Below are 14,138 nucleotides of genomic sequence, written 5' to 3' on the forward strand. Positions count from 1 at the left end.
CGCCGCGGCGACCGCGCGCGCGCGCCTCGCGCTGCCGCTGCTGCTCGCCGTCGCGCCGGCCAGCTGGCTGCTCGCGCAGATCTGGTCCGACGTCGCGCTGCTCGCGCTGCTCGTTTTCGCGGTTGCCGCGATACTGCGACATCGCCGCAGCGGCGGCCGTGCCTGGTTCATCGTCGCGCTGGCCGCGCTCGCGCTCGGCCTGGCGCAGCGGCACAACGCCGTGTTCGCCGTGCTGCCGCTGCTCGGCTGGCTCTGCGGCGTCGAACGCGGCGACGCGCGCAGCCGGCGCATCGGCCTGACGGTCGCGCTGGCTGTCGCGCTGCTGCTCGTCGTGCAGCTGGCGACCGGCGCGCTGACGCGGCAGTGGTTTCCGGTGCTGCCGTCGCTGACGCTCTGGGATATGAGCGGCATGTCGGTGCGCGAACGGCGCGTGCTGCTGCCCGACTATGCGATCGCGCCGCAGAGCACGGTCGAGGATCTGGCCTCGGCCTACGTGGCCTGGAGCAACACCCCGCTGTTCGCGAGCCCGCGCGCCGGCGTGCGCTATCCGTTCCAGCCCTGGCCCGAAGCCGACCAGCGGCGCCTGCGCCGCGACTGGCTCGCCGCGATCGCGCAGCATCCGCGCGCCTATCTCGCGCATCGCGGCGAGCTGCTCGCCGGTCTGTTCGGCACGCGCGCACGCAGCCTGCCCGGCGAGCTGACCTATGTGCCCGGACCGGTGCAGTACCGCGACAACCCGGTCGTGGAGGTACCCGACGGCCCCTTGCGCCGGTTCGCGCTCGCGGCGTTCGAGCGATTGCGCGCGACACCGGCGTTCGCGGCCTGGCCGTACCTGCTCGCCGGTCTCGCGGCCGCGGCGCACTGCCTGCGCCGCCGCGGTGCGCGGCGCGCGCCGGTGCTCTGGCTGGTCGCGAGCGCGTGGGCCTATGCGCTGCCTTACGCGGTGCTCGCACCGGCCGCCGAATTCCGCTACCTGCTCTGGAGCTGCATCGCGAGCCTGCTTGCCGCGTGGTTCGCATTCGCGACGCGCGGCGAAGCCATCGCCGCCGACGCGCGCGACTGATCGCGGTTCGCTTCGCGAACCGCGTTGCGACGAAATCGCCGGAGCACTCGTCCAGGGCTTCAGGCGACGACGGCGGACGGCAGTCGCCGCAGCGATACGTCGCATCGATGCCCGATCGCGTCCGTCGCGTCGCATTTCCTGTCCGCCATCGTCGTCGCCACCGCCGGCGCCTCGCGCCGGATCCGCTCATGACCAGGTCCAGGGGTATACGCATGAACACGTCCCGCATCACCGGCCGCAACACGTCCGCCACCACGAACCCGAATCACGCGTCCGCACGCGGTGCGTTCGCGCTGCTGCTCCTCGCCGCGAGCCTTGCCGCCGCGCCGGCGTTCGCCGAGAACACCGCGAAGTCCAAGACCACCGGCAGCCACATCAGCCGCGACACGAAGACCAGCGACGACACGCGCCTGGAACCGGTCGAGGTCATGCTCGGCGCCGTGCGCGATGCGCGCAGCGCGGCGCGCGCAGCGCGCGACGAGCCCTCGCGGCTGCCGGATCTGCCGCAGCTCGACGATTCGGCCTTCCTCGACGCGCCGTCGCAGCCGCCGCGCTGAGCATCGCGTACGTGCGCGGCGTCGCAATGCCGATCACTGCGACCGTCCGGACCGCCGCGCGCGCCGCGGCGGTCCGCTTCGCGCGACGGTGCATACCGCTCGCGCTCGCAATCGCCGGTGCGCTGCCGTCGTCGCCGGCATTCGCCGCAACGGCCGCGCAGATCGCGCTGATCGAACAGGACGGCGTGAGCTACGGCCGCATCCTGTTCGAGCGTCGCGAGGACGGCGCGACCGTGCGCACGCGCGAGCAGTCGCGCCTGGGCATCAGCGCGCTCGGCGCGCGCGAATGGCGCAGCAGCGAACGGCTCAGCAGCGAGACCGCCGACGGCCGGCCGCTGAGCCAGACCCAGCGCAGCGCGTCGGGACCGGCCGTCGTGCAGGCCGACGCGCGCATCCGCGACGGCGCGATCCGGCTCGTGCGCCGCGAGGGCGCACACGTGCGCCGCGACGTGCTGGCAGCGCCGCCCGATCTGCTCGTCGACGCCGGCCTGCAGCGGCGCATCGCCGCGCAGCCGACGGATCGTCCCTGGCGCTTCGCCTACAGCGAGATCGACCTGACCGCCGCACGCGTTGTCGCCGTGCGGCTCAGCAGCAGCGGCGTCGCCGACGGCGACCGGCTCGAGCTGCTGCGCGAAACCGGCGAGGCCGACACCGTGCAGCGCCAGCGCCTGTACTGGTCGCTGGCGCAACGGCGCCTGCTGCCGAGCTGGGAAATCGCCGGCGCGCGCTTCGACAGCCGCGCCTGCAGCGCCGGCTGCGACGAACCGGCGCGCTACTACGATCTGCTCGGCGGACTCGCGCTGCCCTCGCCGTATCGCTTTCCGGCCGCCGCGCGCCGGCGCACCCTGCGCTACGTGATCGAGAGCGACGGCGCAACCGCGCCGGCGTTGCCGGTCACGAACGAACAGGCCGTCGCGCTGCGCGGCCGGCGCAGCGTCGTGACCGTCTGCGCCGACTGCGGCGCCGAAGCCGCCCCCGACGCCGAGGCACTCGCACGCTACCGCGCGGCGAACGCCTGGGTGCAGAGCGATCATCCGGCGCTGCGCGCGCTCGCGCGCGAGGCGCGAGCGAACGGCTCCACCGAGGCGCGCATGCACAAGCTCGTGCGCTTCGTGCAGAACACCATGAGCGGCGACCGCCGCTCGCTCGGCTATGCCAGTGCGCTGCAGGCGGCCGAGAGCCGCAGCGGCGACTGCACCGAATTCGCGCTGCTGCTCGCCGCGCTCGCGCGCGCGCAGCAGATCCCGGCGCGCGTCGTCGGCGGCCTGGTGTATTCCAGCCATTTCACCGGCAAGGGCGAAGTGTTCAGCCCGCACGCCTGGGTGCAGGTCTGGAACGGCTCGCGCTGGATCAGCTTCGACGCCGGCCTCGGCGACTTCGACTCCACCCACATCGTGCTCGCGATCGGCGACGGCTCCGCCGGCGACTACGCAGGCCTGCTGCGCCAGGTGCGCAGCCTGCGGCTCGTCGATGCGGGGGTCATTGCCGGGAATGGGGAATCGGAAATAGGGAATCGTTCGAGCGCGCAGCGCTGATAGCCCGCTCCGATTCGCCGCTCCTGCGATTCCCCATTCCCGACCTCGGACCGATACGAGCCGGATGGCCGCCCGCACTACGCCTTGAACGTACGCCAGGGCCGCAGACGCACCGCGGCACGCAGCAGGCCCGCCTGTTCCTGCGCCTCGATGACCGGCCCTATCGGCTTGTAGGCTTCGGGAGCTTCCTCCCAGCGGCGCTCCTCGCGCAGGGTCAGGCAGCGCCAGTCCGTTGCCGCCGCATCCCGCGTCGCCTCGCGCCGCAGCGTCTGCCGGCGCACGGCCCGACCGGATCCGTGGCTGCAGGACCACAACCAGTCCGGATGCCCCAGGCCCGATACGAGGTACGACGCGTCGCCCATCGAACCCGGCAGCAGCGCCCATTGACCCGCCTGCGCCGGCGTGGCGCCCTTGCGATGCAGATTCAGGCCATGCTCCGCGCTGACGACGTTGTGCGGCACGTCGACGACGAGCCGCGATCCGGCCGCACCGACCGTCGCCTCCAGCGCTTCGCGGACCCATTCGGCCAGCACGACGCGATTGAGCCAGGCATAGCGCGCCGCCGTGCCCATGGCCTCGAGAAAACCGTGGGCATCGGCGCCGCGCAGCGCATACAGCCGGCTGGCCGGATGCCGGTGACCCGCCGGCCACGATTCGTGCGCGCGGTCCATCCAGCGCTGTCCGACATGAAAGCCCAGGCCGCGCGAGCCGCTGTGGATCAGGACCGCGACCTCGCCGACGCGCAGTCCGGCCGCATGCGCGACATGACGGTCCAGCACCGCCTCGACGACCTGGAATTCGACGAAGTGATTGCCGGAGCCGACCGTGCCGAGATCCGGTGCGCGCACGCGCGCCGTACCCCGTACCCAGGCCTCCGGCGCGTGCCGCGCGGCGCCGCCGAATCGGCTCAGGCCGACGCAGCCGGCGAGCTCGCGCTGCAGGCGTGACCGGTCGGCGCCGGCCCACACGCCCTGCGCGGCCACTGCATCGAGGAATGCCGCAGCGCCGTCATCGAACAACGCGCGAAACGCGGCCGCGGGCACCGGCGCGTCGGTCTCGCCGTGCAACAGGCGCCGCGTCAGCAGCGCGATCCAGCGCGGCTCGTGAGCGGCGAGCTGCGCCTGGCTGACGCCGGTCGTCAGCAGGCGCATGCCGCAGTTGATGTCGGTGCCGATGGCCGCCGGCACGACGACGTCGGGATCGGTCGCGACGATGCTGCCGACCGGCGCGAGGCTGCCGGGATGGAAGTCGGGCGTCGCGCAGGCGCAGCGCACCGGCTGCGGCCGGTCGGGCCAGCCGACGCCGGCGAAATCGAGCAGCTGGCTCACGGCCTTCAGCTCGAGCGGAAATTCGGCCGGAAGCAGCAATTGGGCTTCGGCCTGCTCGCGGCGCAGGCGCCAGACATGGCCTTCGCGCTCGGCCGTGACGCCAGCGCGCGCGAGCGCCTTGGCCAGACGCGGCCAGCAGGAAACGAGGGAGGTATTCATGGATTCGGTCTGCCGAAGTGACACACGGACGCGCCGCACGCGGAGGCGTCCCAGGCAAGGTGTGTTTTCAGCAGCCGTGAAGGCGCGCGGAATAGACCACGCGCGACTCGTCCGGTCAAGTCGGAACGTTCGCGGCGTCGAACTCCATCACGTCGCGCCGCCACACGCTCATGCGGCGCCGATGACCCATGCCTCGTGCTTCGCTCGGGAACCGGTCGCGGGTCGGCGAGACACCGCCTTTGCGATTGCCCTTCCCTATTCCCGGTTCCCGACCCCGAAGGGGTCCTCGATCGAATGTGCCGGCTGCGTGAACCAGCGCGGGCCCTGCGGCGTGAGATAGAAATGATCCTCGTGGCGTATGCCGAATTCGCCGGGCACGCAGATCATCGGCTCGTTGCTGAAACACATGCCGGGCGCGAGCGGCGTCGTGTCGCCGCCGACGAGGTAGGGCCATTCGTGGATGTCGAGGCCGATGCCGTGGCCGGTGCGGTGCGGCAGTCCCGGCAGTGCATAGCCGGGACCGAGGCCGTGCCGTTCGAGGCAGGCGCGCGCGGCCGCGTCGACGTCCTCGCAGCGCGTGCCGATCTGCGCCGCGGCGAACGCGGCGGCCTGCGCGGCTTTTTCCAGATTCCACAATTCGCGCTGGCGCGCGCTCGGCGTGCCGAACACGTAGCTGCGCGTGATGTCGGACATGTAACCGTGCACGACGCAGCCCGTGTCGATCAGCACCATGTCGCCGCGCGCGAGCGGCTTGGGTTCCTTCACGCCGTGCGGGAACGCGCTGTCGGCGCCGAACAGCACGATGCAGAAATAGGAACCCGCGGCGCCGACTCGGCGATGCGCCGCGTCGATGAAGTCCTCGACCTCGGCCGCCGTGATGCCCTCGTGCAGGATGCTCGCGGCGGCCTTGTGCACGGCCAGGGTCATGTCGTGGGCCCGCTGCATCAGCGCGATTTCCTGCGCCGACTTGTGCATGCGGCAGGCCGCGGTGACGGACCTGGCGTTGACGAACGACCGGTCGGCCGCCGCCTCGCGCAGACCGTCGACGACGAAGAACGGCGTGCTCTCGCAGAGTCCGACGCGCCGGCCGAGCGCGGGATCCAGCGCGTCGAGGCGCGCACACAGCAGCGCGTAGGGATTCTCGTGCTCGTGCCAGGTATGGATCGCGCCGGGCACGACCTGGTAGCCGCGTATCGTGCCTTCCTCGAAGGCCGGCGCGAGAAATTCCGGCTCGCCGCGCGCCGGCAGCACGGCGCCGACGAGGCGTTCGCTGCCGCGCCAGACCAGGCCCGTGAAATAGCGCAGGCTCGTGCCCGCGTGCAGATAGATCGCGGCGAGACCCTGCTCGTGCATCAGCGCCTGCGCGCGCGCGATGCGCTCGCGGTACTCGGCCGGCGCGGTCGGCACGGCCTCGCCGGGCAGGTGCTGCAGACTCGCGAGCGCGGCTTCGCGCGTGCTCCCGCCGATACCGATGCTCATGGTCGCGCTCCTGTCGGCGCCCGGCGCCGTCGGCCGCAGAATTTATGTCCCGCTAAAATTTAGGTCAAGCTAAAATCCGCCGCCGGGGCGCGGCGATTCGCCATAGGACCGCCCTGCGGCCGAGCTGGCGACGCGCGCGCCGCGCGAGCTACCTTAGGCGGCGGGGGCCGGAGGAGGACACCATGGAGCAACTCGGCGAACGTCTGCGCCGCTACCGGCGCGAGGCGCGCAAGACCCTGCTCGACGTCGCGCGCGAGGCCGGCCTCTCCGTCGGCTTCCTGTCGCAGGCCGAGCGCAACCTGTCGGGCGTATCGCTGTCGTCGCTGGCCAACATCGCGCGCGCGCTGAACGTACCGCTGCGCCTGCTGATCGACCAGCCCGAGCAGCGCGCGCCGGATTCGCACGCGGGCCGGCGCCGGCGCTATTCGACGGTGGACCGCGGCCAGAGCTACGAGCGCCTGTCGAGCACGTTCCCGGGCAGCCAGATCAACGCCGTGAAAATGAGCCTGCCGATCGGCTACCGCTCCGAATCGGTTACCCACGACGGCGACGAATTCGTCTACGTGCTCAGCGGCAACGTCTGCTACTGCGTCGGCGGCGTCGACTACGTGCTGCACCCGGGCGATTCGCTGCATTTCGACGGCCGCCAGCAGCATCATCTGGCCAACATCGGCGAAGTGGCCGTCGAGGTCGTCTCGGTCGGCACCCTGCCCATCTTCGACGACACCGCGAATGCCTGAGCGCCGCCGCCGATCCGCCATCGCATGAATACGACCCTGTTGCTGCGCCGCCATCCGTCCGCGCTGCTGCTCGCACTGCAGCTCGCGAGCCTGCTGTTGTATCCGCTGACCGACGCGAACGAAAGCGGCCGCATCCTGTTCGGCGCGATCGGCGTCGTCGCCGTCGCGCTCGCGGTCTGGGTCGTCGAGCGCAGTCCGGCGCGGACCTGGATCGCGGCGACCTTGGCGGTGCCGGCCGTGGTGCTGACCGTCATCGCGACCGCGAGCGGCAATGCGGCCGTGCTGACGGCCTCGGCGCTGCTCGAATCGGCGCTGTATTTCTACGCGGCCGCGAGCCTGATCGCCTACATGATGCACGACCATCGCGTGACGACCGACGAATATTTCGCGGCCGGCGCGACGTTCACCTTGCTGGCCTGGGGCTTCGCCTACGCCTATTTCGTCTGCCAGTCCTGGCACCCCGGCAGCTTCACGGGCCTGCGCGCGCCGGACGAGCCGCGGCGCTGGATGGAACTGCTGTTCCTGAGCTTCACGACCTTGTCCGGCGTCGGCATCGGCGATGTCGTGCCGCTCGGCATGCCGGCACGCGCGCTCGTGATGCTCGAGCAGTTCGCCGGCGTCGGCTACATCGCCGTCGTCGTCTCGCGCCTGATCGGCCTGGGCATGCTGCGGCTGACGCGCAACAGCAACGCGGAATGATTCCCGCACGCGGCGGCGTCGCCGCTCGCGCGGCGACGCGAGCGCACGCATCGTCGATCCGCGTCAACCGGCTGCCGCGGCCCGCGTTGTGGAGCCGTGCACGGCGCGGGGGCGTCGCTGCGATCCCTTCTTCGCTGCGAGACCGTCCATGCCGTCGCATTCCCGTATCGCCGCCTGCGCGGCCTCGTTGTGCCTGGCTGCGTTGTGCCTGGCTGCGGCCCCGCTACGGGCCGACTGCGATTTCGGCGCCGTCGACACGGCCATGGAAGAGCTGTTGCAGCAGGCCGGACTGCCCGGCGGCGCAGTGCAGATCGGCTACCGCGGCGGCGTGCTGCACGAGCGCTATTTCGGCAGCTACGGCAGCGCGACCGTCGTGCCGATCGCCTCGGCGACGAAATGGCTGTCGGCGATACGCATCGTGCAACTGGCCGAACGCGGCATGCTCGATCTCGATGCGCCGGTCTCGGCGACGCTGCCGCAGTTCACCGGCCCCAAGGGCCGCATGACCCTGCGCCAGATGTTCTCGCACAGCGCCGGCTACGGCGACGACGAAGACTCGCCGCTGCTGCGCACCGACCAGCCCTCGCTCGCGGCCGCCGTCGACGAGATCGCGTGCTGCCTGCCGTTTCCGCAGAACTGGACGCCGGGACAGCAGTTCGCCTACGGCGGCATTTCGATGCACGTCGGCGGGCGCATGGCCGAAGTCGCGACCGGCGGCGACTGGCAGCAGGGCTGGCGCGACGCGATAGCGCTGCCGCTGGGCATCGCGAGCATCGACTGGCAGGGCCTGGGTCCGACCCTGAACTACCGCATCAGCGGCAGCGCGCGCTCGAACCTGGCCGACTACGGCCGCGTGCTGCGCATGCTGGCCAACGACGGCGTCGGCAACGGCCGGCGCGTACTCGGCGCGACGGCGCTGCAGGCGCTCTACGCCGACCAGACCGCGCAGCTGCCGGTGGCCTATGCGCCGCCGTCGGCGCCGGAACAGGTGCACTACGCGCTCGGCAACTGGATCGAGCCGGCGACGGGCGCGGCGCTGCCGCTGCATCACAGCTTCGGCGCATTCGGCTTCTATCCGTGGCTCGACCGGCAGCGCGCGCTCTACGGCGTTTTCATGATCCGCGGCGGCAACGCGATCAACGAGACCGCGTTGCCGCGCTACCGCGCGATGGTCGATGCGGCGCGCGCCGTCGTCGACGCGCAGACCTGCACGCCGCCGCATCCCGACGATGCGATCTGGCGCGACGGTTTCGCCCCGGATTGACGGCGCTCGCGATAGTGGCGTTCCGCTAGCGTGGCGCAACACCACGCCGTGGATCGACGAGCCAGAAATGGCAGTGCCGGCAGTAGTCGAGTTCGTGTAGCGGAAGGCGCTCGAACGCGCCGGCAGGAACAAGGCCGCAATGGGGACACGTCAACTGCGCCGCATGGCCGAAGCGAGTCAGCGCCGCCGTCGCGAGCAGCAGGAATCCCACGGCAGGCAGATACGGCAGCGCCGCGATCAGACCGAGCAGCGCCGGCAAAGGCGCCGCCGCCGCGGCGATCGACAGCGCACGCCATCGCCAGCGCCTGGCTTCGCGAAACGACGCGACGCATCGCGACCAAGCGTCGACGGTTTCCCGGTCATAGGTCGCTTTGGCCGGCATCTCGTTCACGGCCAAGAACTGCAGCGAAAGGTGCCGGCCACGCTACGACTTGGCCGCTTCCGCTGCCACGTGCGCGACGCAGGCGGCCAGCGCGCCGGGCATCGTCGTGAAACTTTCGGTCAGCCAGCGGCGTATCGCCGCCTCGCCGTCGGGCAGCGCGAAGGTGCCGATCGCGTCGACGTAGCGCTGGCTGGCCGGATCGCCGGCATAGAACACGAAGCTGTCGTCGGCGCCGCGCGCGCCGATCAGGAACACGCGCCAGTCGCCGCTGTGCAGCGACTCGCGGATCGTGACGCCGCGCAGTTCGAGCTGGCGGCCGATCAGCGGCGCGAGCGCGGTCCGGTCGGCCTCGGCCAGCGCGCGGTCGATGCCGGCGCAGGGATCGGCCGCAGCGAGCGCGGGAAGGAAAAACAGCGACAGCAGCGGCGAAGCCATGGCTCTCACTCCGGCGGCGAACGCCGCCACGATCGCAGCAAGCGTCGGACCTGTCGAGACGGCGCGCTCAGCGCAACAGCGCGAGCAGCCCCACGGCCAGGTAATGCCCGCCGATGCCGAGGCCAAACAGCAAGAACAGCAACAGCCACAGCTGGCCGTCCAGCGGTCCGAGCAGGGATTCGCGCAGCCGCGCGGTCACGGCCTCGACCGCGTGGTCGCGCACCTTGGCCAAGTCCACGCCGCCGCCGGCGCCGTGCGTGCCGGCCTCGGCGCGATAGGCGGCCAGCAGCACGGCTTCGATGCGCGCCGCGAGCAGGCGCCGCACGCGGCGCAGGGCCCAGGCGACGGGACCGCGGCGAGGTACGGCTTCATCGGTATCGCCGAGCGCGCGCCGCACGAGCTGCTTGAACTGCGTCTCGGCCTGAGCCAGCGGCAGATTGGCCAGGCGCGCGGCGATGCCCGGATCGATCCGGGCGAATACGCGATCGATGCTCTGCGCGACGACGCTCCATTGCGCTTCGAGCGCGAGCGCTGCCTGCGCCGTGCCGCGATGGAAGCCGTGCACGCCGAGCGCGACCAGGCCGGCCGGCGGCAGCAGCGCCGGCACGAGCCAGCGCCAGCCGCGCAGCAATGCGGCCGCGCCGCCGTCGAGGATCAACGCAGCCAGCAGCAGCGACAAGCCGGCCGCGGCCAGACCCGCGAGCAGGCCCAGCAGAGCCCAGAACGCGATCTGTGCCGGCACGTGACGCACGAGCGCGAGCGCCGCGTCGCCGGCGCCGCCGAACACGCTCGATGCGATCCGCAACGAGGCGGACGAAGAGGGAATGCTGTCCGAATCGGCGGCCATGCCGTCGCTTTCCTGTGTGATGTGCGGGATTCCGGAGGCGGCGCGATGCCGACCGCGGCGCCGGCACGAATGCTAACGCGTCCGGGCGGCCGCGCTGCGCAAGGCGACACGCCGTGCAAAACCGGCACGGCACGCTTGCGAAGCGGGCCGGCCGCACCGCTATGATCGCCGTTCCCGGCGGCCCGCTTCGCAGCGCCGCGAGCGCCGCGCCGCACGACCTGCGCGACTATCCGGAGATCCGATGAGCGCCGTGCCGTCCCGCCGTTCCCGTCGCGTCCATGCCGCCGGAGCCCGCCGATGCGGCTGAGCCGCCGCGAGGCCGCGGCGATCGCGCAGGCCTTCCTGCCCGCGCGGCGCTTCGGCAATCGCACGCCGTACTACTACGTGCGCAGCAAGCTCGCGGCCGATCCGCTCTACGGCGGCATCGTCGCGGTACTGAGCGACAGCCGCGCGCCGCTGCTCGACCTCGGCTGCGGGCTCGGCCTGCTCGCGCACACCCTGCGCCGCGCCGGCGTCGAACTGCCTTACCGCGGCGTCGACAACGATGCGCACAAGATCGAGCGCGCGCGCACGGCGGCGCAGCGCGCCGGATTGGCCGCGACGCAGTTCGACACCATGGATCTCGCCACTGCCCTGCCCGAGCACGCCGGCAACGTCGCGCTGCTCGACGTGCTGCAGTTCCTCGCACCGGCGGCGCAGGAACGCCTGCTCGATGCGGCCGTCGCGATGCTGACGCCGGGCGCGAGCCTCGTACTGCGCTGCGGCCTCGAAGACGGCAGCTGGCGCGCGCGCGTCACGCGCCGCGTCGACGAATTCTCGCGCTGGGTGCGCTGGATGAACGCGGCGCCGACGCGCTATCCGGCGCGCGACGCGCTCGAGCGCCGCTTCGCCGCGGCCGGGCTGCAGACCGACTTCGCGCCGCTGTTCGGCCACACGCCGTTCAACAATTGGCGCATCGTGGCGACGCGGCCGCGTTAGCGCTCGATTCGCGCCGGTCCCGCGCGAATCTCGCGATCAGGAGGCCGCCGGCGCGCCGCCCCGCACGGCCGCCGTCGGCGCCGGCTGCGGATCCGCCGCGGCATCGTCGAGCGGCAGCACGCAGCGATAGCCATCGCGGCCCAGCCGTTGCAGCACGGCCGCGACGATCGCGACGCTGTTGCCGTGCGGCGCGCCTTCATGCAGCAGCACGATCGCACCGGGTCTCAGACCCCGCGCGATGCGCGCCACGACGCATGCCGGATCGGCTTCGCGTGCGTCGAAGCCGCGTGCGGACCAGGCCACGCGCGTCAGGTTCAGCGGTTTCAGCGCCGCGGCGACGAAGGGATTGGCCATGCCGACGACGGCGCGGAACCAGCGCGGCGGACGGCCGGCCAGCGCGCCGAGCACCTGCTGCGCATGGTCGATCTGCGCGCGCATCGCGCGCGGCGGCAACGCCCAGAACCATTTCTCGGGATGACTGTAGCTGTGATTGCCGATCTCGTGGCCGCGGCGCGCGATCTCGCGCACGAGCTCGGGCCTCGCCTCGGCGCGTTCGCCGACGAGGAAGAAACAGGCCTTGGCGTCGTGGCGGTCGAGCAGATCGAGCAGCGCCGGCGTGTCGTCGGACGGACCGTCGTCGATCGTGAGCCAGACCAGGCGCTCGCGCGCCGGCAGACGCACGAGCACGGGGCTCAGCAGTCGCGACTGCGGCCACAACGTCGCCCAGAACGACAGCGCCTGCGCCCCGAGGATCAGCGGCACGCCCCAGTCCCAGCCGAACTGCAAGCCGACGGCGCCGCCGCCGATCTGCGACAGCGCGAACAGCCAGGCCCAGGCCTGCGGATGGCGCGGCGGCGACGAGACGGCCGGAAGTACGGCGGATGGCGAAGGCAGGGCGATGGTGCGACTCCCGGAGACGCCGCAGCGGCGCCGTCGCATCCTAGTGGCCGTCCTGCGCGCACACAATGCACCGGCCGCGGCGCCGGCGTCCTGCGGAGCGCGCGCACGGCCGACCGTGCTCATGGCGTTTTCTGTCCGGCGGCGGTCCTGATCCGGTCTGTCGCGCCGCGGCAGCAGCGGCGAAGATGACCTACCATCCCGCCACGGAGCACGCCCATGTCGACTACCGATACCGCCCTGCTCGTCATCGACGCGCAGGAATCCTTCCGCCACCGCCCGTACTGGAGCGACGCCGACGCGGCGGCCTATTTCGACCGCCAGCAGGCGCTGATCGACGGCGCGTGCGCCGCGGGCATTCCCGTCGTGCAGATCTTCCACGTCGAACCCGAAGGCGCGTTCTCGCTCGCGTCGGGCTGGGTCACGGCCCTGGCTCCGCTGCGCGTGGAGGCCGACGCGGTGTTCCACAAGACGCGCCACAGCGCGCTGGTCGGCAGCGGCCTCGACGTCTGGCTGACCGGACGCGGCATACGCCGCCTGCTGATCAGCGGCATCCGCACGGAGCAGTGCTGCGAGACCACGACGCGCCACGTCTCGGACCTCGGCTACGCGGTCGACTTCGTCAGCGAGGCCACGTTGACGTTCGCGATGTGCGACGCGCACGGCCGCGCGTGGAGCGCGGCCGAAATCAAGGCGCGCAGCGAGCTCGTGCTCGACCAGCGCTTCGCGCGCATCGTAACGGTCGAGCAGGCCCTGGCCGGGCCGCTGCGGCAGGCCGCATGAACGCCGCGGCGGCGCGCACGGTGCCGGTCTGGCTGGTCGTGCCGCCGCGCTGCCTGCTGCTCGACCTGGCCGGCCCGGCCGAAGTGCTGCGCCGGGCCAACATCGAACAGCCGTCGGTGCGCTTCGAGCTGCGCTACGTCGCCGCGCGGCCGCGGCTGGTCAGCTCCTCGGGCCTGCAGCTCGCCGCGCTCGGCGCGCTGCCGGCGCGCCTCCCCGACGACGCGGTCGTCATCGTCAGCGGCAATGTCGACCGCATCGACTTCGCGCCGCCGCCGCCGCGCACCGTGGACGAGGCCGACGAGGCGCGCCTAGTCGCCTGGCTGCGCCGGAGCATACGGCCTTCGCACCAGCTGCTGTCGGTCTGCTCGGGCGCGCTGCTCGCCGCGCGTGCGGGCCTGCTCGACGGCCGTGCCTGCACCACGCATTTCAGTTGCCTCGACGCCCTGCGCGCCTGCGCGCCGGCCGCGCGCGTGCTCGACAACCGCCTGTTCGTCGAGGACGGCAACCGCTGGAGCAGCGCCGGCGTCACGGCCGGCGTCGATCTGCTGCTGCACTGGCTCGCGCGGCTGGCCGGCCCGGCCTGCGCGCTCGCCGTCGCGCGCCAGCTCGTGATCTATCTGCGCCGCAGCGGCAGTGATCCGCAGCTGTCGCCGTGGCTGCAGGGCCGCAACCACATCCATCCGGCCGTGCACCAGGTGCAGGACGCGATCGCCGCGGCGCCGCAGCAGTCCTGGAACCTCGCGGCGCTCGCGCGCCAGGCGCATACGAGCCCGCGCCACCTGTCGCGCCTGTTCAACGAGCACGCGGGCATGAGCCTGCCCGACTACGTCAACCGCCTGCGCGTCTCGCTCGCGCGCGAGCTGCTGCAGACCACGCGGCTGGACATGGAACGCATCGCCGAGCGCAGCGGCTTCGCCTCGGCGCGGCAGCTGCGCCGCGCCTGGGCGCGCAGCTACGCGGCCCCGCCGCAGCACGCGCGCCGCCGCGACGAC

Annotated in this window: 15 protein-coding genes; 9 read left to right on the plus strand and 6 right to left on the minus strand. The window is 72.2% G+C overall.

What is annotated here, in order from left to right; translation table 11 throughout:
- From NON22_RS11595 to NON22_RS11605, 3 genes are all read left to right on the plus strand, one after another.
- On the plus strand, positions 1-1,063 hold a 1,063-nt coding region (locus tag NON22_RS11595; RefSeq protein ID WP_257387092.1), incomplete at its 5' end, for a hypothetical protein.
- Between the two features lie 212 nt (positions 1,064-1,275).
- Entirely contained in the window at positions 1,276-1,620 is a 345-nt protein-coding gene (locus NON22_RS11600) for a hypothetical protein (RefSeq protein WP_257387093.1), read from the plus strand.
- A 26-nt stretch (positions 1,621-1,646) separates the two neighbouring features.
- Entirely contained in the window at positions 1,647-3,155 is a 1,509-nt protein-coding gene (locus NON22_RS11605) for a transglutaminase-like domain-containing protein (protein WP_257387094.1), read from the plus strand.
- A 77-nt stretch (positions 3,156-3,232) separates the two neighbouring features.
- On the opposite strand, the gene NON22_RS11610 is transcribed toward NON22_RS11605, so the two are convergent.
- Together NON22_RS11610 and NON22_RS11615 are read right to left on the minus strand one after the other, a co-directional pair.
- The gene (locus tag NON22_RS11610) at positions 3,233-4,642 is read right to left on the minus strand and encodes an RtcB family protein (RefSeq protein WP_257387095.1); all 1,410 of its coding nucleotides are present in this window, start codon (positions 4,640-4,642) and stop codon (positions 3,233-3,235) included.
- A gap of 255 nt (positions 4,643-4,897) precedes the next feature.
- Entirely contained in the window at positions 4,898-6,121 is a 1,224-nt protein-coding gene (locus NON22_RS11615) for a M24 family metallopeptidase (RefSeq protein WP_257387096.1), read from the minus strand.
- A gap of 182 nt (positions 6,122-6,303) precedes the next feature.
- Here NON22_RS11615 and NON22_RS11620 point away from each other — a divergent pair, with 182 nt between their 5' ends.
- From NON22_RS11620 to NON22_RS11630, 3 genes are all read left to right on the plus strand, one after another.
- The gene (locus NON22_RS11620) at positions 6,304-6,861 is read left to right on the plus strand and encodes a helix-turn-helix domain-containing protein (protein ID WP_257387097.1); all 558 of its coding nucleotides are present in this window, start codon (positions 6,304-6,306) and stop codon (positions 6,859-6,861) included.
- Between the two features lie 24 nt (positions 6,862-6,885).
- Positions 6,886-7,560, plus strand: coding sequence for a potassium channel family protein (locus NON22_RS11625; protein WP_257387098.1), 675 nt, complete (start codon positions 6,886-6,888; stop codon positions 7,558-7,560).
- 148 nt (positions 7,561-7,708) lie between these two features.
- Positions 7,709-8,824 (plus strand): serine hydrolase domain-containing protein, encoded by a 1,116-nt coding sequence (locus NON22_RS11630; protein WP_257387099.1) that lies wholly within the window; start codon positions 7,709-7,711, stop codon positions 8,822-8,824.
- Between the two features lie 25 nt (positions 8,825-8,849).
- Here NON22_RS11630 and NON22_RS11635 read toward each other — a convergent pair whose 3' ends face one another.
- The 3 genes from NON22_RS11635 to NON22_RS11645 all read right to left on the minus strand — a co-directional run bounded on the left by NON22_RS11635 (position 8,850) and on the right by NON22_RS11645 (position 10,488).
- On the minus strand, positions 8,850-9,215 hold the full coding sequence (locus NON22_RS11635) for a hypothetical protein (RefSeq protein WP_257387100.1): 366 nt from the start codon (positions 9,213-9,215) through the stop codon (positions 8,850-8,852).
- A gap of 33 nt (positions 9,216-9,248) precedes the next feature.
- Positions 9,249-9,641, minus strand: a complete 393-nt coding sequence (locus NON22_RS11640; protein WP_257387101.1) for a hypothetical protein — start codon at positions 9,639-9,641, stop codon at positions 9,249-9,251.
- A gap of 67 nt (positions 9,642-9,708) precedes the next feature.
- Positions 9,709-10,488, minus strand: a complete 780-nt coding sequence (locus tag NON22_RS11645) for a hypothetical protein (RefSeq protein WP_257387102.1) — start codon at positions 10,486-10,488, stop codon at positions 9,709-9,711.
- 303 nt (positions 10,489-10,791) lie between these two features.
- Here NON22_RS11645 and NON22_RS11650 point away from each other — a divergent pair, with 303 nt between their 5' ends.
- Positions 10,792-11,466, plus strand: a complete 675-nt coding sequence (locus NON22_RS11650) for a methyltransferase domain-containing protein (protein ID WP_257387106.1) — start codon at positions 10,792-10,794, stop codon at positions 11,464-11,466.
- Positions 11,467-11,502: 36 nt separating this feature from the next.
- Here NON22_RS11650 and NON22_RS11655 read toward each other — a convergent pair whose 3' ends face one another.
- Positions 11,503-12,405, minus strand: a complete 903-nt coding sequence (locus NON22_RS11655; protein WP_257387103.1) for a polysaccharide deacetylase family protein — start codon at positions 12,403-12,405, stop codon at positions 11,503-11,505.
- Between the two features lie 177 nt (positions 12,406-12,582).
- On the opposite strand from NON22_RS11655, the gene NON22_RS11660 reads away from it, so the two are divergent.
- Complete coding sequence (locus NON22_RS11660; protein ID WP_257387104.1) at positions 12,583-13,146, plus strand: isochorismatase family protein; 564 nt, start codon at positions 12,583-12,585, stop codon at positions 13,144-13,146.
- A partial coding sequence (locus tag NON22_RS11665; protein WP_257387105.1) for a GlxA family transcriptional regulator occupies positions 13,143-14,138 on the plus strand: 996 nt, incomplete at its 3' end. The genes NON22_RS11660 and NON22_RS11665, both read left to right, overlap by 4 nt.

Source organism: Tahibacter caeni (genome assembly GCF_024609805.1).
Lineage (GTDB): Bacteria > Pseudomonadota > Gammaproteobacteria > Xanthomonadales > Rhodanobacteraceae > Tahibacter > Tahibacter caeni.